Source organism: Micromonospora sp. WMMD737 (assembly GCF_049179055.1).
Taxonomy (GTDB): domain Bacteria; phylum Actinomycetota; class Actinomycetes; order Mycobacteriales; family Micromonosporaceae; genus Micromonospora; species Micromonospora reichwaldensis.
The window spans coordinates 1,328,838-1,353,731 of record NZ_JBMHMH010000001.1 but is presented as its reverse complement, the minus strand read 5'-3'; the positions used below and the strand labels follow the sequence as shown (position 1 = coordinate 1,353,731).

Sequence of the window (24,894 nt, the reverse complement as noted above, 5' to 3'; positions counted from 1 at the left end):
AGGTGGTGCGACGACCGCTGGAACCCGGGCCCGCTCCGGCGGCGTCAGGTGAGTCGGGCGCCCGCCGGGGTGGCCGGCACCAGGCGACGGGTGAGCCACAGCGGCGAGGTGACCGCGTTGCCCATCACCACCGAGTGGGCGCCCGCCGCGAACGCCTGCCCGATCTGCTCGGCGCTGCGGTAGCGGCCCTCGGCGATCACCGGCACCGCCAGCAGGTCGGCGAGCCGGGCCACCAGCGTCAGGTCCGGCCCGTCGGTCGGCGGGCTGGCCGGGGTGTAGCCGGAGAGGGTGGTCGCGACGGCGTCCGCACCGGCCCGCACGGCGGCCACGCCCTCCTCGACGGTGGAGACGTCGGCGAGGACCAGCGCGTCGGTCCGCTCGTGGACCGCCCGGACGGTGTCGGCGAAGCTGCGCCCGTCCGGACGGGGACGGTCGGTGGCGTCGACGGCGACGATGTGCGCCCCGGCGGCGGCCACGTCGAGCGCGTGCGCCGCCGTCGGGGTGATGAAGACCCCCTCGACGCCCTGCTTGTGCAGTCCGATGACCGGCACGTCGACGGCGGCGCGGATGGCCCGGACGTCGGCGGTGCCGTTGGCCCGGACGGCGACCGCGCCGCCCCGTACCACCGCCGCGGCCACGCGGGCCTGCACGTACGGGTCGCGCATCGGGTCGTCCGGGTCGTCGAGCACCGGCTGGCAGGAGACCACGAGGCCGCCGGCCAGCGCGTCGAACACACTCACGTTCTCGTCCTCTCGTCGGTGACCACGGCGGCGCTGCCGGCCGCCTGCGGGCCGGGGCTTGGGAGGCCCGCCAGCCGGGCGGCGCCCACGACGACCGCGTCCGCGCCGAGCGCCGCCGGGAGCAGGGACACGTCCGCCCAGGCCGCGGGCAGTTCGGCGGTGAAGGCGGCGCGGGCGCCGGGGAACAGGGCGTCGGCCGCCCCGCCCGCGAGCACCACCGCCTGCGGATCGAGCAGGGCGACCAGCCCCGCGAGCGCCCGGCCGAGGGCCGTGGCGGCGCGGTCCACGACCCCCCGGGCGACAGGTTCACCGGCCGCCGCCCGCTCGGCCACGGCCCGCCCGGTGATCCGCTCACCGGTCTCGAGGGCGTACGCGCCGGACAGTCCCGTGCCCGAGGCGATGCCCTCCAGGTGCCCGTACCGGCCGCACCCGCAGCGCAGCCGCTCGGCGCCGGGAGCCGGGAGGTGCCCCACCTCGCCGGCGCCGCCCCGGGCACCGGTGGAGATCCGGCCGTGCTGGAGCATCGCGCCGCCCAGGCCCGTGCCGACCGCGACCAGCACCAGGTCCCGCCGGTCCCGGCCCGCGCCGACCCAGCTCTCGCCGAGCGCGGCGGCGTTCACGTCGTTGGTGACCCGGACCGGTCGGGACAGTCGCGCGGCCAACTCGTCGGCGACCGGCGTGCCGGCCCAGCCGGGCAGGCTGTCGGTGGCGTACCGGATGGTGCCGGTGGTCGGATCGACCGTGCCCGCGGTGCCCACGCCGACCGGGCCGGCGCCGCCCGCGTCGAGCAGTTCCCGGACGAGCCCCGCGGCGGTGTCCAGCACCGCCGTCGGCCCCGACCCGGCGGGGGTGGGCGCCAGGCGACGCCCGAGCACCCGCCCGTCTCCTCCGACCAGCGCCGCCGCCGTCTTGGTGCCGCCGATGTCGAGGCCCACCAGGGCCGCCGGCACCGTCATCCCTTGAGCCCGGTGTGCGCCAGGCCCTCGACGAACTGCTTCTGCGCGATGACGAAGACCACCAGGACCGGCAGCGCGGTCATCGACGCCGCGGCGAGCTGGACGTTCCACATCGGGCCGCCGTAGGCGTCGACGAACTGGGTGAGCGCCTGCGGCAGGGTGAACTTCTCCGGCGAGGAGAGGAACACGATCGGTTCCAGGTAGAGGTTCCAGCTGTGCAGGAAGGTGAAGATGGCGACCGCGCCCAGCGCGGGCCGGGACAGCGGCAGGGCGATCTTCCAGAAGGTGGCGAACCGCCCCAGCCCGTCCACCCGGGCCGCCTCCTCCAACTCGCCGGGGAGGCTGATGAAGAACTGCCGCATGATGAAGGTCGCCAGCACGCTCGGCGCGCCGAGGATCGGCACCAGGATCAGCGGCCAGTGGGTGTCGACCAGGCCCAGCTTGAAGAACATCTGGAACAGCGGCACGATCGTCACCTCGCTCGGGATGAGCAGGCCGGCGAGGATCACCAGGAAGAGCACGTTCTGGCCACGGAAGCGGATCCGGGCGAAGGCGTACCCGGCCAGCGCCGCCACCGCCAGGGTGCCGACGGTGACCACCAGCGCGATGTAGAGGCTGTTCAGGTACTGCTGACCGAACGGCTGCAACTCGAACACCCGCCGGTACGCGTCCAGCTCCGCGTCGACCGGCAGCAGTTTCGGCGGGAAGGCGAAGATGTCCGCCACCGGCTTCAGCGACGAGGTGACCATCCACCAGGTCGGGAAGACGAACGGGACCGCCAGGACCATGAGCACCCCGTAGAGCACCAGCTTGGTCCGGCGCGACAGCTCACGACTCATGGTGGACCCACCTCTTACGCATCTGCCACTGGAGCACGGTGAGCGCGAGCACGATGACGAACAGGACGATCGACAGGGTGGCGCCGTAACCGAAGTGGTGGAACTGGAACGCCTGCTGGTACAGGTAGTAGACGAGCACCGTGGTCGAGGTGCCGGGGCCGCCCTGGGTGAGCACCGCGATCTGCGCGAAGACCTGCAACGAGCCGACCACCGTGATGATCGACGTGAGCAGGATGGTCGGGCTGATCATCGGTACGGTGATCCGCCAGAACTGACGCAGCCGGCTGGCCCCGTCCACCTCGGCGGCCTCGTACAGCTCGGCCGGCACGCCCTGGAGGGCGGCCAGGAAGAGCACCATGTTCAGGCCGACGTTCTTGAACACCTGCACCACGACGACCGAGAGCATGGCGGTGCCCTCACCGCGCAGCCAGTTCGGCCCGTCCACGCCGACCGTGTCGAGCAGGCCGTTCACGCCGCCGTTGTCCTGCAGCAGGAACCCCCACACGATGGTCCAGGCGACCAGCGAGACGACCACGGGGGAGAAGAACAGGGTGCGGAACACGATCGTCCCGCGCAGCTTCTGGTTGAGCAGTACGGCGAGCAGCAGGGCCAGGCCGAGGTTGAACACCACCAGCCCGACCGAGAAGAGGCCGGTGGCCCGCAGCACCGAGCCGAGGTTGGTGTCGTCGGCGAGGTTCGCGTAGTTCTCGGTGCCGACGAACTCGAACGTGCCGGCCAGCACGTTCCACTCGTGCAGGCTGTACCAGACCACCAGGATCAGCGGCAGGATCACGAAGACGACGCTGCCGAGCAGTTGGGGAGCGATGAACAGGTAACCGGTGAGCTGGTCGCGGCGGCGGCTGGTCCAGTACGGCCGCGACCGGTCCCGGGTGGGCGGGGCCTCGACCCCGCCCACCGTCGTGTCCGTCTGGGACATGGTCAGGCTGCCCTACTTCGCCAGCAACGGCTGGATCTTGGTGCAGACACCCTCGAGGACGGCCTTGACGTCCGCGTCGGCCTTCCAGAGCGGGTCGAGCCCGGCGCGCACCTGCTGGCTCAGTTCGGCCTGCCCGGCGTGACTGGGCTTGACCACGCCGTTGGTGATGCCGTCGATGACGACCTTCTGCAACTGCTCGGGCTTGAGCGTCGGGTTCGTCTTGGCCAGCGTCTCCGCGGTGAGCTGCGACTGGCGCGGCGGCGGGAAGAACTGGGCCAGCTTGGCCGAGTTGGTGGGGTTCGTCAGGAAGGCGAGGAAGTCCGCCGCCGCGTCCGCGTGCTTGCTCTTCTTCATCACGCCGACGCCGGCCTGGCCGACCACCGAGTAGCTGCCCTTCGGCCCGGCCGGCAGCGGCACCAGGTCCCAGCCGAAGCCGTCCGGCTTCAGCAGCGAGGCGCGGGAGATCTGGGTGACCGTCATGGCGGCGTCACCGGCGAAGAAGTCGGCGGTCGTACCCGGGCCGGGCAGCGCCTTGCCGGTGAAGATCGCCTTGTGCAGGGTGGTCATCGCCTCGACCATCTCCGGGGCGGCGAAGCCGCAGGACTTGCCGTCCTCGCTCCACGCCTGGGCGCCCCAACCCGTCCAGAGGGTCGACAGGTTGTCCCAGCCCTTGTAGTCGAAGTCGCGGATCACCAGGCCGGCCTTGCCGCTCGACGCGGCGGTGGCGCCGGCGACGGTCAGCGCGGTGTCCCAGTTCCACTGCCCGGCGGCGATCAGCTCGGCCGGGGTCTTCTGCCCGGCCTTCTTGAGCATGTCGGTGTTGACGAAGACGCCGAACGGCGAGGTGGAGAACGGGTACGCGTACAGCTTGCCCCCGTCCTGCCAGAGCTTGAGGGTGGCGGGGGAGATGTCGTCGTACTGGTAGCCCTCGGTCTTCTTGAGCTTCTCGTCCAGCGGCAGCAGCGCGCCGGAGGCGACGAAGTCGGGGGCCGAGTTCTCGAACACCCAGGCCAGGTCGGGCGCGTTGCCGCCGGCGATCTGGGTGGTCAGCGTCGTGGTGTAGTTCTCGAACGGCAGTGGGTCGAACGTGATGGACGCGACGTCCGGGTGGCTCTTGCGGTACTCGTCGGCGATCTCGTTGAACAGCTTGAGGTGCGCCTCGTTGGCCGACCAGACGGTCATCCGCAGGTTGGCCGGACCCTTGTCCGCGGCGTCGTCACCGCCGCCGCAGGCGGACAGCGCGAGGACGCCGGCCAGTGTCGCCGCGACACCGCGCACAGCCTTTCCCAATCTCATGATCTTCTCCTTCTCGGGGGTGTTCAGTAGCCCGCGACCTGGGGCCAGCGCAGTTCCACGCCGGCCGCCGAGAGGCGGTCCTGGAAGTCGGCCAGCAGGCGGGGGGTGCCGCGGACCGCGCGCGGGGACTCGCCCCGGGTCAGACAGAAGTCGGCGAGCAGGCCGGCGACCTCGCCGACGTTCCACTCGACCGGGTGCAGCCGGTAGCTGCCGTTGGTGATGTGGGTGGTGCCGATGTTCTTGCCGGCCGGGAGCAGGTTCTCGACCCGCTGCGGGATCAGCGCGCCCAACGGGATCTCGAACGGGCACGACCCGACGTCGATGTAGTTGTCGCCGCCGGTGGAGGGGTGCAGGTCGATGCGGTACATCCCGACGCCGATCGAGTCCGGGTAGGCGACCGCGCCGTGCTCGCCGCGCACGGCCAGCGACAGGTCCTGCTCCACGACCGTGTACTCGGCCCGGATGCGGCGTGACTCCCGGATGTAGGGCGCCTGCGCCAGGCCGTCGCGGCTGCCGGTCACGTCGCCGCGCAGGCGCAGGCCGGGGAAGCCGGTCCCGCCGTCCGGCCGGGGCGCCTCGGTCTGCATCCAGTAGAGCACCGAGTACGACAGCTCGCGGGCCTTGCTCAGGTGCCACGACGCGTTCGGCACGTCGATGACCGGACCCTCGAAGTAGTCGATCATCGGCCAGTTCACCAGCGTGATGTCGCTGTCGTACGCGCCGTCGGTGAAGTTGCGCCGGGCGGCGATGCGCCGGAACGTCCAGAGGTTGCCGTCGCCGGGGTTGAGCCGCTGGTCGGCGTTGACGGCCAGCGGGTCGTCGTCCGGGTTGGGCGTGAAGCTGCGCTCGACGATCTCCAGGGTGCGCGGGTGCGGCGACCGCCAGGACAGCAGCCGGTCACCCCAGAAGTCGGGCTTGTAGTCGCGCCAGAAGTCGTAGTTCGCCGGCCGCTCGATGGTGTGGTCGCCGTCGACGTGGTCGAGGGCGAAGCAGACGGAGACGGCCTGCATGTTCATCGGCTGCGCCTCGGCCGGCGCGCTGGGCTCGCCGGTGTCGGCCTGCGACTCGAAGCCGGTGACGTACTCGGTGCCGGTCAGCGGCAGCAGCTCGCCGGTCTCCGTCGCGTCCAGGATGTACGGCGCGACGAGGTCGATCCGCTCGTCCCGGTCGCGGTGCGCGACGGTCACCCCGACCACCCGGTCCCCGTCGGTCTCCGCGGCGACCGGCCGGTACGGCTGGAGCACGGTCAGCCGGCCGGAGCCGAGGAAGGGCGCCAGCATCTGCTCGATGACGGCGACGGCCACCCGGGGCTCGTGGCAGACCCGGCTCACCCAGCCGGCTCCCGGGTTGAGGTCGGTCCAGGCCCGCGACCGCTCGGTGAGCGGGTAGTGCCGGCGGTAGTAGTCGCGGATCCCGGTGCGCAGGGCCCGGTAGCTCGCGGTGGCGCCGAACTGTTCGATCCAGGAGTGCTCGTCCGGCGGGACGGCCTGGCTGGTGAGCTGCCCGCCGAGCCAGTCGAACTCCTCGGTCAGGATGACCGACCGGCCGGCCCGGGCCGCGGCGAGCGCTGCCGCCACCCCGCCCAGCCCGCCCCCGACGACGAGGACGTCCGCACGCATCTGTACCACTTGCTTCCTTCCGGTTGCACGGTCACCGCGAAGCCGCGGTCGACCGCCGATCAGGGGGCGCCGAGGGTGTCGCCCTCGACGAGTTCGCAGGGGAGCAGCCGTTGCTGCACGCCGTCGGCGCTGCCGTCGATGACGCCGGCCAGCACCTCGACGGACTGCCGGCCCATCTCCTCGCGCGGAATCAGGAACCCGGTGAACGCGAGGTCGGTGGGGACCGGGACCGTCGGGTCGCCGAGGGTCAGGATCGACAGGGCGCCGGGCACGCTCAGCCCGCGTCGGCGGGTGGCCAGCTCCAGCGCCACGGCGAAGGCGAAGTCCTCCACGAAGGCGACGGTGGTGCCGTCGGCCAGCAGGTCGTCGAGGATCGCGTCGGCGTCCTGGGCGACCGTGCTCAGGTGGCGGGCGTTCTCCGCCGCCGTCGTGGCCTCGGCGAACCCGCGCCGCCGGTCGGCCGAGGACTCCGCGGTGATGTCGGTGCGCAGGTAGGCCAGGCGCCGATGGCCCCGGGCGAGGGCCAGGCCGACCAGCTCGCGCACCGCCGCGGCGTAGTCGGCGCCGACGTACGGCACCGGGCCGCCGGCGTCGTCGCGACGGCCGACGGCGACGTACGGGAAGCCGTCGCGGTTGAGCCGGTGCAGCTCCGCGGCGTCGATCTCCTGCCCGAGCAGGATGCAGCCGTCGGCGAGGCGGAGCCGGTTGTCCTGGTGGAAGATGCGGCGCCGACCGTCGACCACCGGGGCGCTGGTGAACAGCAGCAGGTCGCAGCCGGCCCGCTCCGCGTACTCCTCGATGCCCAGCAGGAAGGGGTGGAAGAAGTCGCGGCTGCCGCTGGGGAAGGCGGGCTCGTAGGTGAAGACGCCGATGATCCGGTTGAACCGTGCGGCGAGCCGGCGGGCGACGGGATCGGCGGCGTACCCGGTCTCCGCGATGGTCCGCAGCACGCGGTCACGGGTCTCGGGCGCGATGCGGACGTCGGCGTCGGCCCGGTTGTTGAGCACCAGCGACACGGTCGCCTGACTGACGCCAGCCAGCCGCGCGATATCACGCTGCGTGACGCGTCGGGGTGTAGAGGGCACCACAGGTCCTTCCGGTGCGGCTAATGCGTATTAGCGCTCGGCGTTGGGGAGGAGCCTGGCGGGCCGACCGGGTTTGTGTCAAGAGGGGGGCGGAGAGATTTCTTGGAGATGAAGTCCCTGGAGTAATGCGGATTAGCTCCGGGCGGGCCGCGCCGCCCCTCGTGACCGGTGGGCTCCCGCCGAGGCCGGCGGCCGTCCCCTTGACAAGACCCGCCCGGGTCGAGCAGCATTCGAGAAGGATTGATGGTAATACGTATTAGCACCTGGCTCGGGCGGCCTGCTCACCCTCGCGGTGGCCGACCGTCTCACGCAGCGTGACTCCGTGCCGCCCTGCGGCGTGCTGCGCGGCGTCCACAGTCGTCACCGGCGTACCCGTCCCCACCTCCTGGCTCCTCCGTCGGCGGCCCCGTACGTCGACGGCCCGCCCGGGATGGTGGGGGAGCCCCACCATCCCCCGACAGAGCAGGAACAGCGATGACGAAAGCACCCGTCCGAGTGCCCGGTCGCGCCGCCGTGGCGGCAGCCGGCGCGGGCATGCTGGTGACCGCGCTGGCCGGTACGGCTCCGGCCGCCGCCGATCCGGCCTTCGACTTCCCGCGCTTCACCTACGCGGGCACCGCGTTCGACAAGAGCGCCCTGACCTACAACCCGACGAACGAGTTCATCTTCCCGAGCGTCATCCGGGCCGCCGACTACTTCCCCAACCCGCTGGGCACCTACTACCTGTACTACGCACCCCACGAGCGGCCCGGCGGGATCGCCCTGGCGTACGCGGACTCGATCAACGGCCCGTGGACCGAGTACCGGGCCAACCCGCTGATCGGCAACACCTGGCTGCCCCACTACTCCACGGTCAGCCACATCTCCTCCCCGCACGCCGTCTGGGTGGAGGGCGAGCGCAAGCTGTTCCTCTACTTCCACGGCGAGAACTCGATCACCCGGTACGCCACCTCCGAGGACGGCATCCACTTCGACTACGGCGGGACGGCGATCAGCCGCGACGACAGCACCGGCGGGGAGACCTCCTACGCCCGGGTGTTCGAGCACGCCGTGCCGCGGCTGGGCAGCCTTTACCTGATGCTCTTCATGGACAACCCGACCGCCGCGCCGCCCGGGCCGACCGGGCCGGTGTCCCGGCGGATCCGCTGGGCGGTCTCCCCGGACGCGCGCACCTGGACGATCCAGCCCGAACCGATCGTGACCCCGCAGGGCATCCAGGGCCCGAACGCCTCCGGCCCGTTCTTCCTGCGCTGGAACGGCCGCAACCTGGTGATCTTCCACGCGGCCGACGGCAACATGCACGCCGTGGACGTCGGCGAGAACTTCGACCGGGAGGTCCACCTCGGCGTCGTGCACGACTCGATGGTCGCCGCGCCCGACCTGGGGCGCTCGGCCGCGCCGACGTTCTACTTCGAGGGGCGCACCGCGCACATGTACTACGAGGCCGGCGGACGGCTCACCGCGACGATCGGCCATGCCGTCGCCACCCTGGACCGGCCGGTGCCCACCCGTGAGGTGGACTGCGTGGTGGACCGGCCGGTGCTGTGGCCGCCGAACCACCAGATGGTCGACGTCACCGTGACGGCGGACCTGCGCGACGGGGTGCTCGGCCCGTACGCGCTCAACCTGACGGCGGTGACCGGCGGCGACGCCGCGGACGTCAGCGGCTTCACCGTCGGCACCCCGGACACCAGCGGCCGGCTGCGGGCCGAACGCGACGGCGCCGGTGGGGACAGGGTCTACTCCCTGACGTACGCGGGGCACGACGAGATCGGCCGCCCGGTCGGCTGCACCGTGACGGTCACCGTGCCGCACGACCAGGGCCGCGACTGACGGAGCAGGGACCGCTGGGCGCCGGCCGTACCGCACGGGCACGGCCGGCGCCCGCGCCTGGGCTCGCCGCCGCCGGCGCGGCCGGATACCGTACCCGCGGCGCGGGTCACCCCGCGTCGGGCCGTCGAGCGGTGGGAGGATCCGATGCGCCTGCACGTGGGGTGCGCGATGTGGACGCACAAGTCGTGGCAGGGGCGCTTCCTGGCGCATCCGCTGCCGGCCCACGAGCGGCTGCGCGCGTACGCCGGCTGGTGTACGGCGGTCGAGGGGAACACCACCTTCTACGCCACCCCGGCCCGGGAGACGGTCGACTCCTGGGCGGAGCAGACCGACCCCGACTTCCGGTTCCTGCCCAAGCTGCCGAAGGTCGTCACGCACGAGCGCCGGCTCACCGGCGCCGACGAGGAACTCCGCGCCTTCCTGCACGCCGTCGAACCCCTCGGCCCACGGGCCCACGCCCTCTGGATCCAGCTGCCGGGCTCGTTCGGCCCGCCCGACGTGCCCGCGCTGGCCCGCTTCCTGCGCGGGCTGCCCACCGCCCACCGGTACGCCGTGGAGGTCCGGCACCCCGCGTTCTTCGACGACCCCCGGGCGGCACGGACGCTGGAGGAGGCGCTCGCCACCGTCGGCGCCGAGTGGGTGCCCTTCGACACGACCGCGTTCTTCCGCACCCCGCCGACCAGCGACGCGGAACGCGAGGCGTGGACCAGGAAGCCGCGCACCCCGCTGCGCACCCGCGCGCTGACCGACCGGCCGATCGTCCGCTACCTCGGCCGCGACGACCCCGCACGTACGGTCGAGGGCTGGCAGCCGTGGCTCGACGTGGTGACCGGGTGGCTGCGCGAGGGCCGGTCGCCGACGATCTTCGTGCACACCCCCGACAACGCCGACGCGCCCGAGCTGGCCCGCCGGTTCCACGACGAGGTGCGGACGCGCCTGCCCGGGGTCGAGCCGCTGCCCGAGCCGGAGCCGGTCGGACCGTCGACGCTGTTCTGACCGGAACCGCCCTGCCGACCGGCCCCGCGCCGAAACATACCTTCATTGCCGGCGGGTCAACATGTAGACAATCTTCCTCATTCTGTCTATCGTCAGCACAACTTAGCGATGTCCTTCGATTTGAAAGAGGTCGTCAATGGTGCAAGTCAGACGATGGGTCGGCATCGCCACAGCCCTGCTGGCGACGGAGGTCCTGGTCGCGGGCACCGCCGCGCACGCCGCCGCGCCAACCCCCGACCCGGTCCGGGTGAGCGTCGAGGACGTGGTCACCGCCAAGCTGCGCGGGCAGGCCCAGGCTGCGGCGGCGGAGCACGCCGACAGCCCCGCGGCGGAGCACGCCGAGAGCTCCGAGACCCGCGTGACCGTCACCCGCCGCAACGGCCAGTGGGCCTTCGGCACCGCGGTGGCCGTCACCTCCCACGAGAAGGACGTCCACCCGACCGGGGCGATCTTCATCGCCCGTGCCGAGGCCGGCACCTGGCGGGTGAACTTCGACGGCGAAGCCGGCTTCGGCGAGCTGGCCGCCGCGTCGCCCCTGGTGAACAAGCAGGAGAAGGCGGTCTTCACGCGCACCCCGAGCACCATGCTGGCGGGCGGCGACTACCGGACCGGGATGGCCCTGCCCTTCGCGGTCGGCCAGACCTGGACGCTGACCGGCGGCCCGCACGGCTGGGGCGGCTCCGAGACGCCGTACAGCTCGATCGACCTGGCCGGCGGCGACCAGGTGGTCCGCGCGGCGCGGGCCGGCACGGCGTACACGATGTGCACGGGGTGGATCCGGGTGATCCACGACCGGGGCTACTCCACCGACTACTACCACCTGTGGAGCAGCATCTCGGTCAACGGCGCCGCCGTCGGCCAGGGCGCGTACCTGGGCTACACGGGCACCGACGTCACCTGCGGCGGGGCGGCCTCCGGCCGGCACGTCCACTTCGGGCTGCGGCAGAACAGCGCGTACGTCTCCATCGGCGGGCACGGCCTCGGCAAGTGGACGTTCGAGAACGGCGCCGGCCCCTACCAGGGCGGCGCGCGGCACGGCTCGACCTGGCGGGGTGCCGGCGGCGCCCTCTACAACTACGGGGCGCTGGGCTTCAACCAGGCGGTGGTCGACGCCAACGGCGGGGGCACGGTGAACAAGCGGGGTGGTCCCGGCACCGGGTACGCCCTGCGGGGGTCGGTGGGCGACGGCGCGACCGTCACCGTCTCCTGCTCCGCCAACGGCACCTCCCACGCCGGCCGGTACGGCACCACGGCGCTGTGGAACCGGTTGAGCGACGGCACCTGGGTGTCCGACGCCTACCTGTGGACCGGAGTGAACGGCCCGATCAACGGCTGGTGCTGACCGGCACCCGACCGAGGGTCGGCGCAGGGGCCCCGCCACTTCGGCGGGCCCCTGCGCCTCGTGGGCCGCCGGGGGCGTGCCGGGCGGGTCAGCCCGGGGCGCCGACGAGGAGGGACCCGTGGCGGCTCCACAGCCACCGGAGGTACTGCTGGAGTTCCCCGAGGGTGGCGACCTGGTCCTCGTCCATGTAGGTGAGGATCCGTTTCACCTCCCCCGGCACGAGGTCGTAGGCGGTGGCCCCGGTCTCCGGGACCGGCGTGTCCGGGGAGACGGCCACGGGGACGGGAATGACGGGCAGGCGGAGGTCCTTCCTGTCCAGCGCCTTGAGGACCGTGAGGTAGGCGCGGGTCAGGTGGTAGGGGGAGACGACGAGCGCGAGGCTCGCGACGCCGAGGCCCCGCACCCGGTCGGCGATCCAGGCGGCCTGCCGGCCGGTGTGCGGGGCGGGTCCGGCCTGGAGGCAGACCCCCTCGACGCGCCGGAGGCCGAGGCCGCGCAGGTGGTCGAGCGTGAGGTCGACGTACGTCTCCTCGGCCGGGTTCCCGTTCGCCACCAGGAGGTGACGCAGCCCCGGGTTCGCCTCCCAACTGCGGATGGCGTGGCGGAGTCGCCACTCCTCGCCCTGGCCGGTGACCACGACGAGGGCGTCGACGTGCTCGGCGGCCGACCGGGGCAGCGTGAGGATCGCCGTGAGGGCCTTCAGCACGTCCAGGAACTGGCCGGCGGTGAAGCCGGCGAGGTCCGCCTCCCTGACGATCCGAGGGGTTCCTCCGTGGGGGTTCACCGCGTGTTCCGCCTCGTCCGCATCGGGCGACGATACTGCGGGGTCCCGGCGTGACCCCGCAGAGCTCCGACGCGGCGGCCCACCGCGACTGAGCCTGCCGGGTGCCCGCGCGGCAGACCGCACGGCGGAAGGTGCGCGTCCCCGCGTACGCCGTCAAGGATGTGAATCTCGCGCGAGCCGTGACCCTGGAGGGCGCTGGGATGAAGCCGTTCCGCATCGAGATACCGCAGGCCGACATCGACGACCTGCGCCGACGACTGGCCGACACCCGCTGGCCGCACGAGCCGGGCGCGGACGGCTGGGAACGCGGCGTGCCGCAGTCCTACCTGCGGGAGCTGGCCGACTACTGGGGCAGCGGGTACGACTGGCGGGCGGCCGAGGCGCGGCTGAACGAGTACCCCCAGTTCGTCACGGAGATCGACGGCGCCACGGTGCACTTCCTGCACGTACGGTCCCCGGAGCCGGACGCGACGCCGCTCGTCCTCACCCACGGCTGGCCGGGCAGCTTCCTGGAGTACGTCGACCTCGTCGGGCCGCTGACCGATCCGCGCGCCCACGGGGGCGACCCCGCGGACGCCTTCCACGTGGTGGTCCCGTCCCTGCCCGGGTACGGCTTCTCCGGCCCGCTCACCGGGACCGGCTGGGGCGTGCCGCGCATCGCCGGGGCGTGGGCCGAGCTGATGGACCGGCTCGGTTACGACCGCTACCTGGCGCAGGGCACCGACTTCGGCTCCTGGGTGACGGTCGCGCTCGCGGCGGCGGACGCCGGGCACGCGATCGGGGCGCACGTCAACTTCCTCATCACGCCGCCCCCCGGCGACCCGCGCGAGCTGGGCGCGCTCGACGAGGACACCGGCCGGCGGCTCGCCCGGCTGGCCCGCTTCGTCGACGACGAGTCCGGCTACATGAAGATCCAGGCCACCCGCCCGGTGACGCTCTCGTACGCCCTGACCGACTCCCCGGTCGGGCAGCTCGCGTGGATCGTGGAGAAGTTCAAGGAGTGGACCGACTCCGGCAAGAGCCCCGAGGACGCCGTGGACCGGGACCGCCTGCTCACCAACGTGTCGCTCTACTGGTTCACCCGGACCGCGGGCTCCTCCGCCCAGCTCTACCACGAGACGGCCGACATGCTCCCGGTCAGCGCCGCGCCGCGACAGCAGCCCCCGGTGCCGGTGCCGCTCGGGGTGTCGGTCTTCCCGCACGACCCCTCGCAGCCCGTCCGGGCCTGGGCCGACCAGGCCTTCCCGAACATCGTGCAGTGGACCGAACACGACCGCGGGGGGCACTTCCCGGGGCTGGAGCAGCCCGGGCTCCTGGTCGACGACATCCGCCGGTTCGCCCGGACCCTCGGCGGGGCCTGAGCCCAGGGCCGCCGGGCCGGGAAGGGCGTCCAGTGGTCCGGGGCGGGGGTCGAACCGCCCCTACCGGCAGCAATGGGAAGTATCGACCGGCGCCAGTTTCCTCCTCGACCGGCCGGTGGTTGTACGAGGCGTGACGGCAGCCTCGTACTCCATCATGGCGATCCCGGCGTCCGCGCAGCCCGCCTGGCGGATCAGGTGGGCCGAACGCGAGAACGACCGGCGGCGGCGCGCGTACGACGCGCGGTTCGCGGCCTGGCAGCGGCACCACGACCACCTGGTCCGGCTGCGGATCGAGGCGGCCGGGTTCCTCGGCTGCACGCAGCCGCGTGCCGGCCTGCCGGTGGCCCTCGACGACGACGAGGTCGTCTACCGCGTGCTGCCGGTCGCGGACCTGGTCGAGGTGGACGCGCGGCACGGCGCCGGGCTGCCCGCCCCGGGCCTGACCGTCGCCACGGACGCCGTCGCCGGGCGCGCGCTGCCGAGGGGCGTGCGGGCCCTCGACACGGGGATGGCCGTCGTGACCAGCCGCCGCGTCGCCTTCTCCTCGCGGCGCGGGCGGCGGCACGAGTGGAGGTACGCGGACCTGGTGGGGCCCGCGCACCATCCGGCGCTCCCGCTGACCCTGCTGCACGCCACCGACGGGCGGCGGCTCGCCGGGCTGCGGGTGCCCGCCGCCGCGACCGTGAACTTCCGCTTCTACCTCACCCTCGCCTGCGCCGCCGCCACCGGCGAACGGGCCGCCGTCGCCGCGCAGCTCGAGGCGGTCCTGGCCGCCCACCGGCGGGCGCGGCCGGTGCCACCGCTGCCGGTCCAACCCGATCAGGCCCCGTCGAGCGGGCTGCGTGCCGGCCCTCGCGCGGCCCTCGCCGCCGCCGTCGTCGCGGTGGCGTTCGTGACGCTGACCGCCGTCGGCACGGCCGCGCCGGAGCGGGGCGGCCCGCCGTACCGGGCGGACGAGGGCGCACGCAGCGGCCTCCCCGCCGCCGCGCCGCCGACCCCCACCGGCGCTACCGCCCCGGCCGTCCCCGGCGGGCCGGTGGCGCGCGGGACGGGCGCGGCGACGTCGGGGGCCGCAGCGCTGGTGCCACCGGTGCCGTGGCTCGCCTGCCCACGCGGCGAGCCGCGCCCGCGACCGGGTGACGCGTGCGTGCACGTCTCCCCGGGCGGCCCGCGTCCGGCCCGCGCCCGGACGCCGCGCGACCCGCCTAGAGGCGGTGCCTGACCCAGACGTTGGGCTCGACGTAGACGGCGTGGTCGTGCGCCACGTCGCAGTGCACCGGCACGAGGGCCCCCGGCACGTGGACCGGCCCGCTGGTGTCGAACGGCAGGCCCGTCCAGCGACGCCAGTCGGCGAGGGTCCCGGCGATCGTCATCGACCGGGTGGCGACGCGCTCGACGCGTCCGCCCGCGCGGACGTGCACGCGCAGCCAGGGGTCGACCGGCAGGCCGTCCTCGCGGACCTGCGCCGCGTACTGCGCCATCGGCAGCTCGGGCCGGGTGTGCTTGCCGCTCGGCCGGACCGGCGCGACGAGCGTGTCGTAGCCCAGGTCCGCGACGGCCTTCCGCATGGCGGCCAGCATCACGGCGGACAGCCCGGTGCCGCGCCGGTCGGGCCGGATGCAGATCTCCAACGCCGAGACCATGTTCGTGTCGGCGCCGGTCAGGCGGTTGACGGTGGCCCGCTGGATCACCCGGTCCCAGCCGCCGTCGGGAAGCTCGGACTCGGTCCAGCGCAACGGCACCGCGTACGCCCGGGCGACCGCGCGGGCGGGGTCGGCGGGGTCGACCGCGGCGAACACGAACTCGGGATACAGGTCGTGGGCGACGCCGTAGTACACCGTGCCCATCGGGTCCCACAGCATGAACGGCGGCCACGCCCCGTCGAAGTCCTCGTCGAGCGAACGGCCGAGGTCGGGGCGGTCCGCCAGGCGCACGATGTCGAGGGTCACGGCGGAAACCTAGAGCGCCGGATCGTCACGCGCACGTCGATTTCGGGGCCTGTGCGGCGGGTCACGGCCGCCGCGACCGATCCGGCAACCCCACGTCGGGGCCCCGGGGCGCCGGACGCTGGCCGGTACGCGGGCGTTCGGTCTATGGTGGCGCCGTGACCGCCCCCGGCCCCTCCCGGCAGCCCCGCACCGCGGCGTACCAGGAGCTTTCCGTCCCGTCGCGGACGACCGCGACCACCGGGCCGCGGGTCCACCTCGTCGCGGGTGCGATCACCCGTCGCCTCGTCGTGCCGTCGGTCGCCATCGTCCGGCGGGGCGCCGTCGCGCCGCCGACCCGGCGGGCGCCTCGTCAGCGCCGCCCGCCGCCACCCGTCCGAGATCCACAGGACCGGCACCGGCGGGCGGAGCGCATCAGCGCTCCGCCCTTTCTTTTCGTTCCGAGCAGGGAGAAGGACCGATCGTGTACGTCGTGAACAGGCAGGCCGAGCTGGGGGTGCTCCGGATCGTCCTGGAGGAGCAGTACGAGCGGCACAGCATCCAGTTGGCGCTGCTGGACCGGCAGGCCCGACGGATGCGCTCCGACGGCGCCGATCTCGAGGCGGCCGCCGCGTTGACCGCCGCCACGCGAGGGGCCCTGGGTGACATCGCCCGCGCACTGCACTACCTGGAACAGGGCCGCTACGGCACCTGTGGAGGGTGCGACCGCGACATCCCGATCGAGGAATTGGCGCATCGCCCGTCGACCCGGCTCTGCGCCACCTGCCAGCCGGAGCCTCGTCGGGGTGCGGACAGCGGCCGCAGCGGTTGCGACTGTCGCCGGTAGGGCCGCCACCTGTCGTCGGCGCTCCGTCGAGGGACACGGGCGGCGCGGCGGGTTCGGCGGCACCTCGGCGGACAGGACGGCGCCGGCCCGCCGCGAGGGCGGGCCGGCGCCGTGGGACGTGCAGGTCAGCGGATGCGTCGGCGACCGTAGGCGCCGGCGGCGATGGCGACGCCGATCGCGGCGAAGACGACCTGGAGGGCCAGCTCGATCCAGTCGATCCCTCGGGTGTCGTCGACGCCGAGGGCCCCGGCGACGAGGGTGCCGAGGATCGCCGCCACCACACCGATGAGCAGTGTGAGCCAGATCGGGATGTTCTGTTTGCCCGGCACGACCAGGCGGCCCAACGCCCCGATGATCAGGCCGATGATGATGGCAGTGAAGAAACCGGTGACTTCCACGTGGAGCCGTCCTTCCGGAGAGTTGTCGTCGCGCTGGGTGTTGCCCCCGCCGGAAGGGCGGCGAAACCAGTCCCGGGCACTTCCACAGCTTCTTCATACAACTGTCATGGGGCCGGGTACGAAACGTCATGGGGCGTCATCCGCCGCACGCCGCGCCGGCCGCTCCTCGACCCCGGGCGGACGCCCGTCAGCGCAGCGGGTCGAACGGGCGCAGCTCGACGGGCTGCCCACCGCCCGTGATCTGCTCGGCGAGCAGCTCGCCGGTGAGCGGGCCGAGGGTGATGCCCCACATGCCGTGGCCGCCGGCGGCGAAGACGCGCGGCGACCTGGTCCGACCGATCAGGGGCAGGCCGTCCGGGGTGCAGGGCCGCGAGCCGACCCACTCGTCGGTGCGGGTGTCCAGGTCGGCGCCCCGCAGCAGCGGTCGGGCGGCCTCGGCGATGGCCGAGACGCGACGCCGGTCCAGCGGCGCCTCGGCGCTGCGGAACTCCATCATGCCGGCGACGCGCAGCCGGTCGCCCAGCGGCGTGCAGGCCACGCGCTGCGCGGGGAAGTAGACCGGGCCGGCCGGCAGGTGCTCGATGGCGACGCTGAAGCTGTAGCCGCGGCCGGCCTGCACGACGGTGCGGACGCCGAAGCGTCGGGCCAACTGGCCGAGCCAGGTGCCGGTCGCCAGCACCACCGCGTCGTAGCGCTCGTCGGTGCCGGCGGAGGTCACCACCCGGACACCGGTCGCCTCGTCGCGGACGTCCAGGACGTCCACGCCGGCCCTGACCGCGCCGCCCCGCGCGCGGACCGAGTCGGCCAGGGCGTGCACGTACTGGCCCGGGTTGACGTAGCGCTGGTCGTGCAGGCGGATGGCGGCGCCGATCGTGTCCGACAGCGAGGGCTCCACCTCCCGGGCCTCGGCCCCGGTGAGGACGTCGAACTCGATCCCCTGGCCCGCGGAGTGGATGTGCGCCAGTTCGTCGAGCAGGACCGACCGCTCGGCCTCGGTCCGGTACGCGGCGAGGAACGACTTCGCCTCGTGCGTCGGCGCCGCGACCCCACCGGCGGTCAGCGCGTCGAACGCCTCCAACGCCCGCCGGTTCATCGGGATGAGGGCCCGCATCGCGCTCTGCCACTTCGACGCCGTGCTGTGCCGCGCGAAGCCGGCCAGGAACCGCAGCAACCGGGCGTCCGCGCGCGGCGGCACGTAGACCGGCGAGGAGGGGCTCAGCACGGCGCGTACCCCGTACCGCAGCACCGCCGGCTCCGGCAGGGGAGTGGTGATGCCGGGGGTGAGCCAGCCCGCGTTGCCCCACGACGCGCCCGCCGCGACCCCCGTACGGTCGAGCACGGTGACCCGGACCCCCCGCTCCTGCAGGAACCAGGCGGTGGCCAGCCCGACCATCCCCGCGCCGACGACGGCGACGTGCTGGGGGGCGGGCACTGACTCGACGGGGGACATGGCGTCTTCTCCTTCGGGCGCGACAGGGACCGCGGCCAATCCTGTCCCCACCGGGCCGGCAGGTCATTGTCCGTTCCGGCCAAGGATCGCCCAGGTCATTGGCCCTGCCGGACAAGATCAGGGCACAATCGCGGCATGCTCACCGTGGCTGGCGTGGTGGACGCGGCCGGCGCCGCGTTGCTCAAGGTCGTCGTCCCCGCCGACGAGGCGGAGGTACGCGACGTGACCCTCGCCGACGACGCCACGACCGGCCAGAGCGGTGACCTCGTCCTCGGCGCGGGCGTCGCGACCCCGGAACAGGCCCTCGCCGTCGTCGCGCGCTGCCAGGAGGCCGGGGCGGCCGGCCTGGTGCTCAAGCCTCCGCTGGCCGCGCACCCCGACGTGACGTCGGCCGCCGCCGAACGGCGCCTCACCCTGGTCGAGCTTCAACGTCACGGCTCCTGGGCCCAGCTCGTCTGGCTGCTCCGCGGGATGATCGACCGGGCCGTCGCGCCCGGCTCGCCGGAGACCGGGGAGCCCGGCGTCTACGACGAGCTGTTCGCCCTCGCCGACGCGACCGCCGCCGTCGTCGACGCGCCGGTGACGATCGAGGACGCCCAGTCCCGGATGCTGGCCTACTCGTCGCGCCAGGACCGCACCGACCCGGCGCGCGTGTCGACGATCGTGGGCCGTCGCGCCCCCGGCAACGTCATCGCCCACTTCCGTTCCCGTGGCGTCTTCCGCAAGCTCGCGACGGGCAGCGAGCTGATCTTCGTACCGCAGGGCCCGGACGGGACGTTGCCCCGCCTCGTCGTCCCGATCCGCGCCGGCGGCGAGCTGCTCGGCTCGATCTGGGCCGTCGTCGAGGGCCCGGTGCCGGAGGGGCGGCTGCGCGACCTCCAGGGCACGGCGTCCGTGCTGGCCCTGCACCTGCTCCGCCTGCGCGTGCAGGCCGACGTCGCGCGCCGGGTGTCGGCCGACCGCCTGCGGGCGGCCCTGCGGGCCACCGGGGGGACGGGCCGGGAGGAGCTGGCCCTGCCCGAGGGACCGTGGCGGGTCGTCGCCCTCGGCGGGACGGGGGAGATGGTCGACAACCTCGCGCTGTGGGAGTCGATCACCCGCCGGCACGGCTGGCGTCAGCCGCTGCTCGCGGACGTCGGGGACGTCCTGTTCGCCGTCCTGGTGGACGAGGGCGCCGCGCCCGGTTCGCGGCGGTGGATGGAGAAGCTGATCCACGACGTCGCCGTGCAGGACCCGGGCCTGTACGCCGCGTCCGGCGGCGTCGCCCGGACTCTGGCGGACCTGCCGCGCTCGCGCGCCGAGGCGGCGGAGCTGCTCGCGTTGCGCGGCCCGACCGGGCAGCGGGGCCCGGTGCTGCGGTTCGAGGACCACTGGGCGGAGCTGGTCGTGCACCGGGTGGTCGGCGCCGTGCCGGGCGTCGACCTGCTGGTGGGCGGCCCCCTGCCCGGTCTCGTGGCCCACGACCGGGAGCACGGCACCGACTACGTCGCCACCGTCGCCGCCTGGCTCGACCAGCAGGGCGACCCGCAGCGGGCCGCCCGGCAGCTGCACGTGCACCCCAACACGCTCCGGTACCGGTTGCGTCGCCTCACCGAGGTCGTCGCCGTGGATCTCGACTCGCCGCGTACGCGGCTGGCGTTGCAGATCCAGCTCGCGGCGCTGCGCCCCGCACCGACCGCGCCCCGTCCGGTGGCGTAGGGGTCCGCCCGGCGGGGACCGGCGGCCCCGGCGTGCGGCGGCCGCGAGGCGTTCAGGCGAGGCGGTGGTCGAGGGCGGTGTGGCGGCGCCCGGCCCCGACGGTACGGACGGCGGCGGCGAGGGCGCGGCGGGAACCGACCAGGACGACGAGCTTCTTGGCGCGGGTGACGGCGGTGTAGAGCAGGTTGCGTTGCAGCATCATCCAGGCGCTGGTGGTCAGCGGGATGACCACGGCGGGATACTCGGATCCCTGCGAGCGGTGGATCGTCATGGCGTACGCGTGGGCCAGCTCGTCGAGTTCGTCGAAGTCGTAGTCGATGCTCTCGTCCTCGTCGGTGCGTACCGTCAGGGTCTGCTCGTCGGTGCTGAGAGCGGTGACGATGCCGACGGTGCCGTTGAAGACGCCGGCCTGGCCCTTGTCGTAGTTGTTGCGGATCTGGGTGACCTTGTCGCCGACGCGGAACACCCGTCCGCCCAGTCGGCGCTCGGGTTGCCCCTCGCGTGCCGGGGTGAGCCGCTGCTGGAGCAGCGTGTTCAGGGCCGCCGCGCCGGCCGGGCCGCGGTGCATGGGGGTGAGGACCTGGACGTCGCGGCGCGGGTCGAGGCCGAAGCGGGCGGGGATCCGGGTGCAGGCGACGTCGACGGTCAGGGCGGCGGTGGCGTCGGTGTCGTCGCTGGCGAACAGGAAGAAGTCGCTGAGGCCCTGGAGCAGGGGCGGCTTGCCGGCGTTGATGCGGTGGGCGTTGGTGACGACCCCGGACTCCGCGGCCTGGCGGAAGACCTGCGTCAGCCGGACCCGGGGGATGGCCGGGGCGGCGAGCAGGTCCCGCAGGACCTCGCCGGCGCCGACGGAGGGGAGCTGGTCGACGTCGCCGACGAGCAGCAGGTGCGCGCCGGGCGGGACGGCCTTGACGAGCTTGTTGGCCAGGATCAGGTCGAGCATGGAGGCCTCGTCGACGACGAGCAGGTCGACGTCGAGGGGATTGTCCCGGTCGTGGCTGGCCTCCCCGCCGGGGCGCAGCTGCAACAGCCGGTGCACGGTGGCCGCCGGGTGCCCGGTCAGCTCCGACAGCCGCTTGGCGGCGCGGCCCGTCGGCGCGACGAGGGTGACCTTGGCCTGCTTCGCCGCGGCGAGTTCGACGATCGAGCGTACGGTGAAGCTCTTGCCGCAGCCGGGGCCACCGGTCAGCACGGCGACCCTGGAGGTGAGGGCGAGGCGGACGGCCTGTTCCTGTTCGGGGGCGAGGTCGGTGCCGGTGCGGGCCTTCAGCCAGGCCAGCGCCCGGCCCCAGTCGACGCCGGTGAAGTGGGGCAGCCGGTCGGCGCGGTCGCGCAGCAGCCGCAGCAGGGATCCGGCGAGGGACTGCTCGGCGCGGTGGAACGGCACCAGGTAGACCGCCGCCGTCGGCTCGCCGTCCGGGCCGGGCAGCGTCTCGCGGACCACCCCCTCCTCGCCGACGAGCCCGTCCAGGCAGGTGGTGACGAGGTCGGCGGGCACGTCGAGGATCCTGGTGGCGTCGGCGACCAACTGACCGTCGGGCAGGTAGCAGTGCCCGTTGTCGGTGGCCTCGGAGAGCGTGTACTGCAGGCCGGCCTTGACCCGCTGGGGGCTGTCGTGGGGGATCCCGACGGCCTGGGCGATGGTGTCGGCGGTCCTGAAGCCGATGCCCCACACGTCGGCCGCCAGCCGGTACGGCTCGTTCCTGACCACCGTGATGGAGGCGTCGCCGTACTGCTTGAAGATCCGCACGGCCAGGGAGGTGGACACGCCGACGCCCTGGAGGAAGACCATCACCTCCTTGATGGCCTTCTGCTCCTCCCACGCCGCGGTGATCTTCGCGGTGCGCTTCGGCCCCAGGCCGGGCACCTCGACCAGGCGGGCGGGCTCCTCCTCGATCACGTGGAGGGTGTCGAGGCCGAAGTGGGCGACGATCCGCTCGGCGAACACCGGACCGATGCCCTTGACCAACCCGGAGCCGAGGTATCGGCGGATGCCCTGGATCGTGGCCGGCAGGACGGTCGTGTACGAGTGCACCTCGAACTGCCGGCCGTACTGCGGGTGCGACGACCACCGACCGGACAGGCGCAGGCTTTCCCCCGGCTGGGCCCCCAGCAGCGCGCCGACCACCGTGAGCAGGTCGCTGCCGTGGTCGGTGGCCACCCGGGCGACGGTGTAGCCGGTCTCCTCGTTGACGTAGGTCAACCGTTCGAGCACCGCGTCCAGGACGGCCGACGGCGGGCGGGTGGGGGCAGTCACCCGCCCATCCTGCCTCCCGCCGACGCGACGGCGCCCTCGGCCCGGCCGTGTGCCCGGCCCGACCGGGATGCGGGCGGCGGTGCCCGGATCCACCGCCACCCGGGCGGCGGTGCGCCGGCTCGCGGTCCGGTCCTCACGGCGCCCAGGGCGCGGCGACGTTCCAGGTGCTGTCCGCGCTCCAGAGGATGGGCGTGTCGTACGCCGCGCCGCCGGCGCCGTTGCTGAGCCACACCTCCGAGTTGAAGTGGCGCAGGAACGAGCCCCGGAAGTTGTACGACTCCAGGGAGACCCCGCCGCCGGTCAGCCCGGTGCGGGCGCACCAGGTGGCGTCGGCGCGCATCAGCGCCGAGCCGTCGTTCGGCGAGTTGCGGACCCGGGACGCGGCGTGCCGGAGGTACTGCCCCGGGAAGTTGACCGACTCGAAGGAGTAGCAGGTGGCGTCGGCCAGCCCCGCGCGGATCGTGTAGGTGGCGTCGTTCTTGAGCAGCGCCGTGCTGCCCGAGTCGACGACCTCGGTGTAGGCGAGGCTGTCCTGGTGCCGCAGGTACCGCTGCGTGTGTCCGGGCGTGGTCACCTGCAACGACCGGCGCGTGTTCAGCGGCAGTGCGACCGGCTGGTTGTCGCCGAGCGACCTGGACGCGTCGACGAGCGCCTGGTTGGCCGCCCGGACCCGGGCCTCGACCATCTTGACGATCCGGCGGTCGTAGGTGAGGAAGCCGTTCAGCTCGCCTTCGACGTCGGTGATCTCCGTGTAGACCGAGGCGCTGAGGCCCTTGCCGAGCATCAGGTTCCGGGTGCCCTGCACCAGCCCCACGTACCGGTCGGTGAGGGCGGTGGAGTTCGGCTGCCACTCGTAGGCGAAGAAGCTGCCGTTGGGGCTGTACTCGTGCCCCGGCGTCCGCAGGCCCAGGCCGCCGAACTCACCGAGTACGGCGACCCGGGAGGCCGACGGGCTCGGCGAGGCGGGGCCGAGGTACATGTGCCAGTCGTCGATGTCCCCGTTGCCCGGGTCGCCGAGGGACTGGCAGCAGTTGTGGCCGCTGTGCACGTTCACCAGCCGGGTCGGGTCCTGGTTCTTCACGTTCTGGCCGACCCGCCGGGTGTCGGCGAGCGCGCGTTCGCCCCACCCCTCGTTGTAGACGGTGTAGGCGACCACCGAGGGGGAGCTGCGGTGTTCGTCGACGATCTCCCTCGCCTCGGCCTCGAACTGTGCCTGCTGGGCGTTGTCGGCGTTGATGTCCTGCGCGGTCATCGAGGGGACGTCCTGCCACACCAGCAGGCCGAGGCGGTCGGCGTGGTAGAACCACCGCTGCGGTTCGACCTTGATGTGCTTGCGGACCATGTTGAACCCGAGGTCCTTGTGTTTCTGCAGGTCGAAGGCGAGTGCCGCGTCGGTGGGGGCGGTGTGCAGCCCGTCCGGCCAGTACCCCTGGTCGAGGGTGCCGACCTGGAACACGAACTGGCCGTTGAGCTTCGGGCGCAGCACCCCGCCGACCATCCCGGTGGTGATCTCCCGCATGCCGAAGTAGTGCGTCGTCCGGTCCGCCTGGGCGCCGCCCGGGTCGCGCAGCGTCACCCGTAGGCCGTAGAGGAACGGATCGTCCGGGGACCACCGGCGGGCGTTCGGCACCGGCACGCTGAAGTCGGTGAAGCCACCGGTGGCCGAGCCGACCAGCGTGCTCCCGTTCAGCGCCTCGGCCAGCACGCTGTGACCGGTGACGTTGCCCCTGGTGGACACCCGCACCCGTAGCGTGTTGGTGGACAGGTTCGGATGGACGTCGACGCCGCTGATCGACGCGGTCGGCACCGGCTCCAACCAGACGGTCTGCCAGATGCCGGAGCTGGGGGTGTAGAAGATCCCACCCGGGGTCCTGGTCTGCTTGCCGATCGGCGGGAGGCTGCCGTTCTGCCGGCTGTCCGTCGGATCCCACACCTTCACCACGATCTCGTTCGTGCCGCCGTTGAGATGAGGCGTGACGTCGAACGTGAAGGCGTCGTAGCCCCCGGTGTGCCCGCCGACCTGCGCGCCGTTGACCCACACGGTGCTCTGCCAGTCGACCGCCCCGAAGTGCAGCAGGGTCCGGCGGCCGGACCAGTCGGCCGGCACGGTGAAGGTGCGTCGGTAGAACAGGTAGTGGCGGTTGTCGTTCGCGGCGCGCCCCACGCCGGACAGGGCGCTCTCCACCGGGAAGGGCACGTTCACCCGCTCGGGGAGGTTCGTGCCGAACTGCGGGGCGTCGTCGGTGGCGGACTGGCGCAACTGCCACTCGCCGTTGAGGTTGAGCCAGTCGGGCCGGGTCATCTGCGGTCGGGGGTACTCCGGCAGGGGCGTGCCCGTGAGGGCCTGACTGGTCCACGGCGTGGTCAGCGGGGGCGTCTTCGCGGGCGCCGCCCGGGCCGGGGACACCGGCGTGAGCAGGGCGGCCAGCAGGGTGAGGGCGGCCGCCAGCGGCAGGGTGCGGATGCGGGCGCGACGTGTCATGCCGTCTCCGATGTGGACGGGTCGGCGCGGGCGCGGGGCCCGTGCGACG

The 24,894-nt window shown here is 73.3% G+C and carries 20 protein-coding genes; 7 read left to right on the top strand and 13 right to left on the bottom strand.

Translation table 11 applies throughout. The annotated features are described in order from the left end of the window. Positions 1–44 precede the first annotated feature (44 nt). Genes ACN27A_RS05200 through ACN27A_RS05170 form a run of 7 tightly spaced genes read right to left on the bottom strand, consistent with a single transcriptional unit; the run spans position 45 to position 7,472 of the window. A complete protein-coding gene (locus tag ACN27A_RS05200; RefSeq protein ID WP_421450133.1) occupies positions 45–740 on the bottom strand; it encodes an N-acetylmannosamine-6-phosphate 2-epimerase in 696 nt (231 codons plus the stop codon). Next, complete coding sequence (locus ACN27A_RS05195; protein ID WP_421450132.1) at positions 737–1,696, bottom strand: ROK family protein; 960 nt, start codon at positions 1,694–1,696, stop codon at positions 737–739. Before ACN27A_RS05195 ends, ACN27A_RS05200 begins: the two co-directional genes overlap by 4 nt. After that, positions 1,693–2,535, bottom strand: coding sequence for a carbohydrate ABC transporter permease (locus ACN27A_RS05190; protein ID WP_132239790.1), 843 nt, complete (start codon positions 2,533–2,535; stop codon positions 1,693–1,695). Before ACN27A_RS05190 ends, ACN27A_RS05195 begins: the two co-directional genes overlap by 4 nt. Then, positions 2,525–3,472: a carbohydrate ABC transporter permease gene (locus ACN27A_RS05185; RefSeq protein WP_421450131.1), complete on the bottom strand. Its 948-nt coding sequence runs from the start codon at positions 3,470–3,472 to the stop codon at positions 2,525–2,527. The genes ACN27A_RS05190 and ACN27A_RS05185 overlap by 11 nt, the downstream gene beginning before the upstream one ends. Before the next feature lie 12 nt (positions 3,473–3,484). After that, a complete protein-coding gene (locus ACN27A_RS05180) occupies positions 3,485–4,768 on the bottom strand; it encodes an ABC transporter substrate-binding protein (protein ID WP_421450130.1) in 1,284 nt (427 codons plus the stop codon). Positions 4,769–4,791: 23 nt separating this feature from the next. Next, positions 4,792–6,387 (bottom strand): FAD-dependent oxidoreductase, encoded by a 1,596-nt coding sequence (locus ACN27A_RS05175; RefSeq protein ID WP_421450129.1) that lies wholly within the window; start codon positions 6,385–6,387, stop codon positions 4,792–4,794. Positions 6,388–6,446: 59 nt separating this feature from the next. Beyond that, complete coding sequence (locus ACN27A_RS05170; RefSeq protein WP_421450128.1) at positions 6,447–7,472, bottom strand: LacI family DNA-binding transcriptional regulator; 1,026 nt, start codon at positions 7,470–7,472, stop codon at positions 6,447–6,449. Positions 7,473–7,946: 474 nt separating this feature from the next. Between ACN27A_RS05170 and ACN27A_RS05165 the strand changes: the two genes are divergently transcribed. The 3 genes from ACN27A_RS05165 to ACN27A_RS05155 all read left to right on the top strand — a co-directional run bounded on the left by ACN27A_RS05165 (position 7,947) and on the right by ACN27A_RS05155 (position 11,643). Next, complete coding sequence (locus ACN27A_RS05165) at positions 7,947–9,305, top strand: hypothetical protein (RefSeq protein WP_421450127.1); 1,359 nt, start codon at positions 7,947–7,949, stop codon at positions 9,303–9,305. A 168-nt stretch (positions 9,306–9,473) separates the two neighbouring features. Beyond that, the gene (locus ACN27A_RS05160) at positions 9,474–10,301 is read left to right on the top strand and encodes a DUF72 domain-containing protein (RefSeq protein ID WP_421458372.1); all 828 of its coding nucleotides are present in this window, start codon (positions 9,474–9,476) and stop codon (positions 10,299–10,301) included. Positions 10,302–10,437: 136 nt separating this feature from the next. Beyond that, a complete protein-coding gene (locus ACN27A_RS05155) occupies positions 10,438–11,643 on the top strand; it encodes a peptidoglycan DD-metalloendopeptidase family protein (RefSeq protein ID WP_421450126.1) in 1,206 nt (401 codons plus the stop codon). Between the two features lie 88 nt (positions 11,644–11,731). On the opposite strand, the gene ACN27A_RS05150 is transcribed toward ACN27A_RS05155, so the two are convergent. Further along, positions 11,732–12,427 (bottom strand): ElyC/SanA/YdcF family protein, encoded by a 696-nt coding sequence (locus tag ACN27A_RS05150; protein ID WP_421450125.1) that lies wholly within the window; start codon positions 12,425–12,427, stop codon positions 11,732–11,734. 200 nt (positions 12,428–12,627) lie between these two features. On the opposite strand from ACN27A_RS05150, the gene ACN27A_RS05145 reads away from it, so the two are divergent. Both ACN27A_RS05145 and ACN27A_RS05140 read left to right on the top strand, forming a co-directional pair. Beyond that, positions 12,628–13,788: an epoxide hydrolase family protein gene (locus ACN27A_RS05145; protein ID WP_421450124.1), complete on the top strand. Its 1,161-nt coding sequence runs from the start codon at positions 12,628–12,630 to the stop codon at positions 13,786–13,788. Between the two features lie 130 nt (positions 13,789–13,918). Then, positions 13,919–15,010: a hypothetical protein gene (locus tag ACN27A_RS05140; protein ID WP_421450123.1), complete on the top strand. Its 1,092-nt coding sequence runs from the start codon at positions 13,919–13,921 to the stop codon at positions 15,008–15,010. Here ACN27A_RS05140 and ACN27A_RS05135 read toward each other — a convergent pair. After that, complete coding sequence (locus tag ACN27A_RS05135) at positions 14,994–15,737, bottom strand: N-acetyltransferase (RefSeq protein ID WP_421450122.1); 744 nt, start codon at positions 15,735–15,737, stop codon at positions 14,994–14,996. The two genes, ACN27A_RS05140 and ACN27A_RS05135, sit on opposite strands and share 17 nt — an antisense overlap. 460 nt (positions 15,738–16,197) lie before the next feature. Here ACN27A_RS05135 and ACN27A_RS05130 point away from each other — a divergent pair, with 460 nt between their 5' ends. Further along, complete coding sequence (locus ACN27A_RS05130; RefSeq protein ID WP_421450121.1) at positions 16,198–16,560, top strand: hypothetical protein; 363 nt, start codon at positions 16,198–16,200, stop codon at positions 16,558–16,560. Positions 16,561–16,685: 125 nt separating this feature from the next. Here the strand turns inward: ACN27A_RS05130 and ACN27A_RS05125 are convergent, their stop codons facing one another. Together ACN27A_RS05125 and ACN27A_RS05120 are read right to left on the bottom strand one after the other, a co-directional pair. Then, positions 16,686–16,958: a GlsB/YeaQ/YmgE family stress response membrane protein gene (locus ACN27A_RS05125; protein ID WP_121398573.1), complete on the bottom strand. Its 273-nt coding sequence runs from the start codon at positions 16,956–16,958 to the stop codon at positions 16,686–16,688. A 187-nt stretch (positions 16,959–17,145) separates the two neighbouring features. Then, entirely contained in the window at positions 17,146–18,408 is a 1,263-nt protein-coding gene (locus ACN27A_RS05120; protein WP_421450120.1) for an NAD(P)/FAD-dependent oxidoreductase, read from the bottom strand. Between the two features lie 135 nt (positions 18,409–18,543). Here ACN27A_RS05120 and ACN27A_RS05115 point away from each other — a divergent pair, with 135 nt between their 5' ends. Continuing rightward, complete coding sequence (locus ACN27A_RS05115; RefSeq protein ID WP_421450119.1) at positions 18,544–20,106, top strand: helix-turn-helix domain-containing protein; 1,563 nt, start codon at positions 18,544–18,546, stop codon at positions 20,104–20,106. A 52-nt stretch (positions 20,107–20,158) separates the two neighbouring features. On the opposite strand, the gene ACN27A_RS05110 is transcribed toward ACN27A_RS05115, so the two are convergent. Continuing rightward, positions 20,159–22,363: an ATP-dependent RecD-like DNA helicase gene (locus ACN27A_RS05110; RefSeq protein ID WP_421450118.1), complete on the bottom strand. Its 2,205-nt coding sequence runs from the start codon at positions 22,361–22,363 to the stop codon at positions 20,159–20,161. Positions 22,364–22,496: 133 nt separating this feature from the next. Further along, a complete protein-coding gene (locus ACN27A_RS05105) occupies positions 22,497–24,845 on the bottom strand; it encodes an AbfB domain-containing protein (protein WP_421450117.1) in 2,349 nt (782 codons plus the stop codon). Positions 24,846–24,894 lie beyond the last annotated feature (49 nt).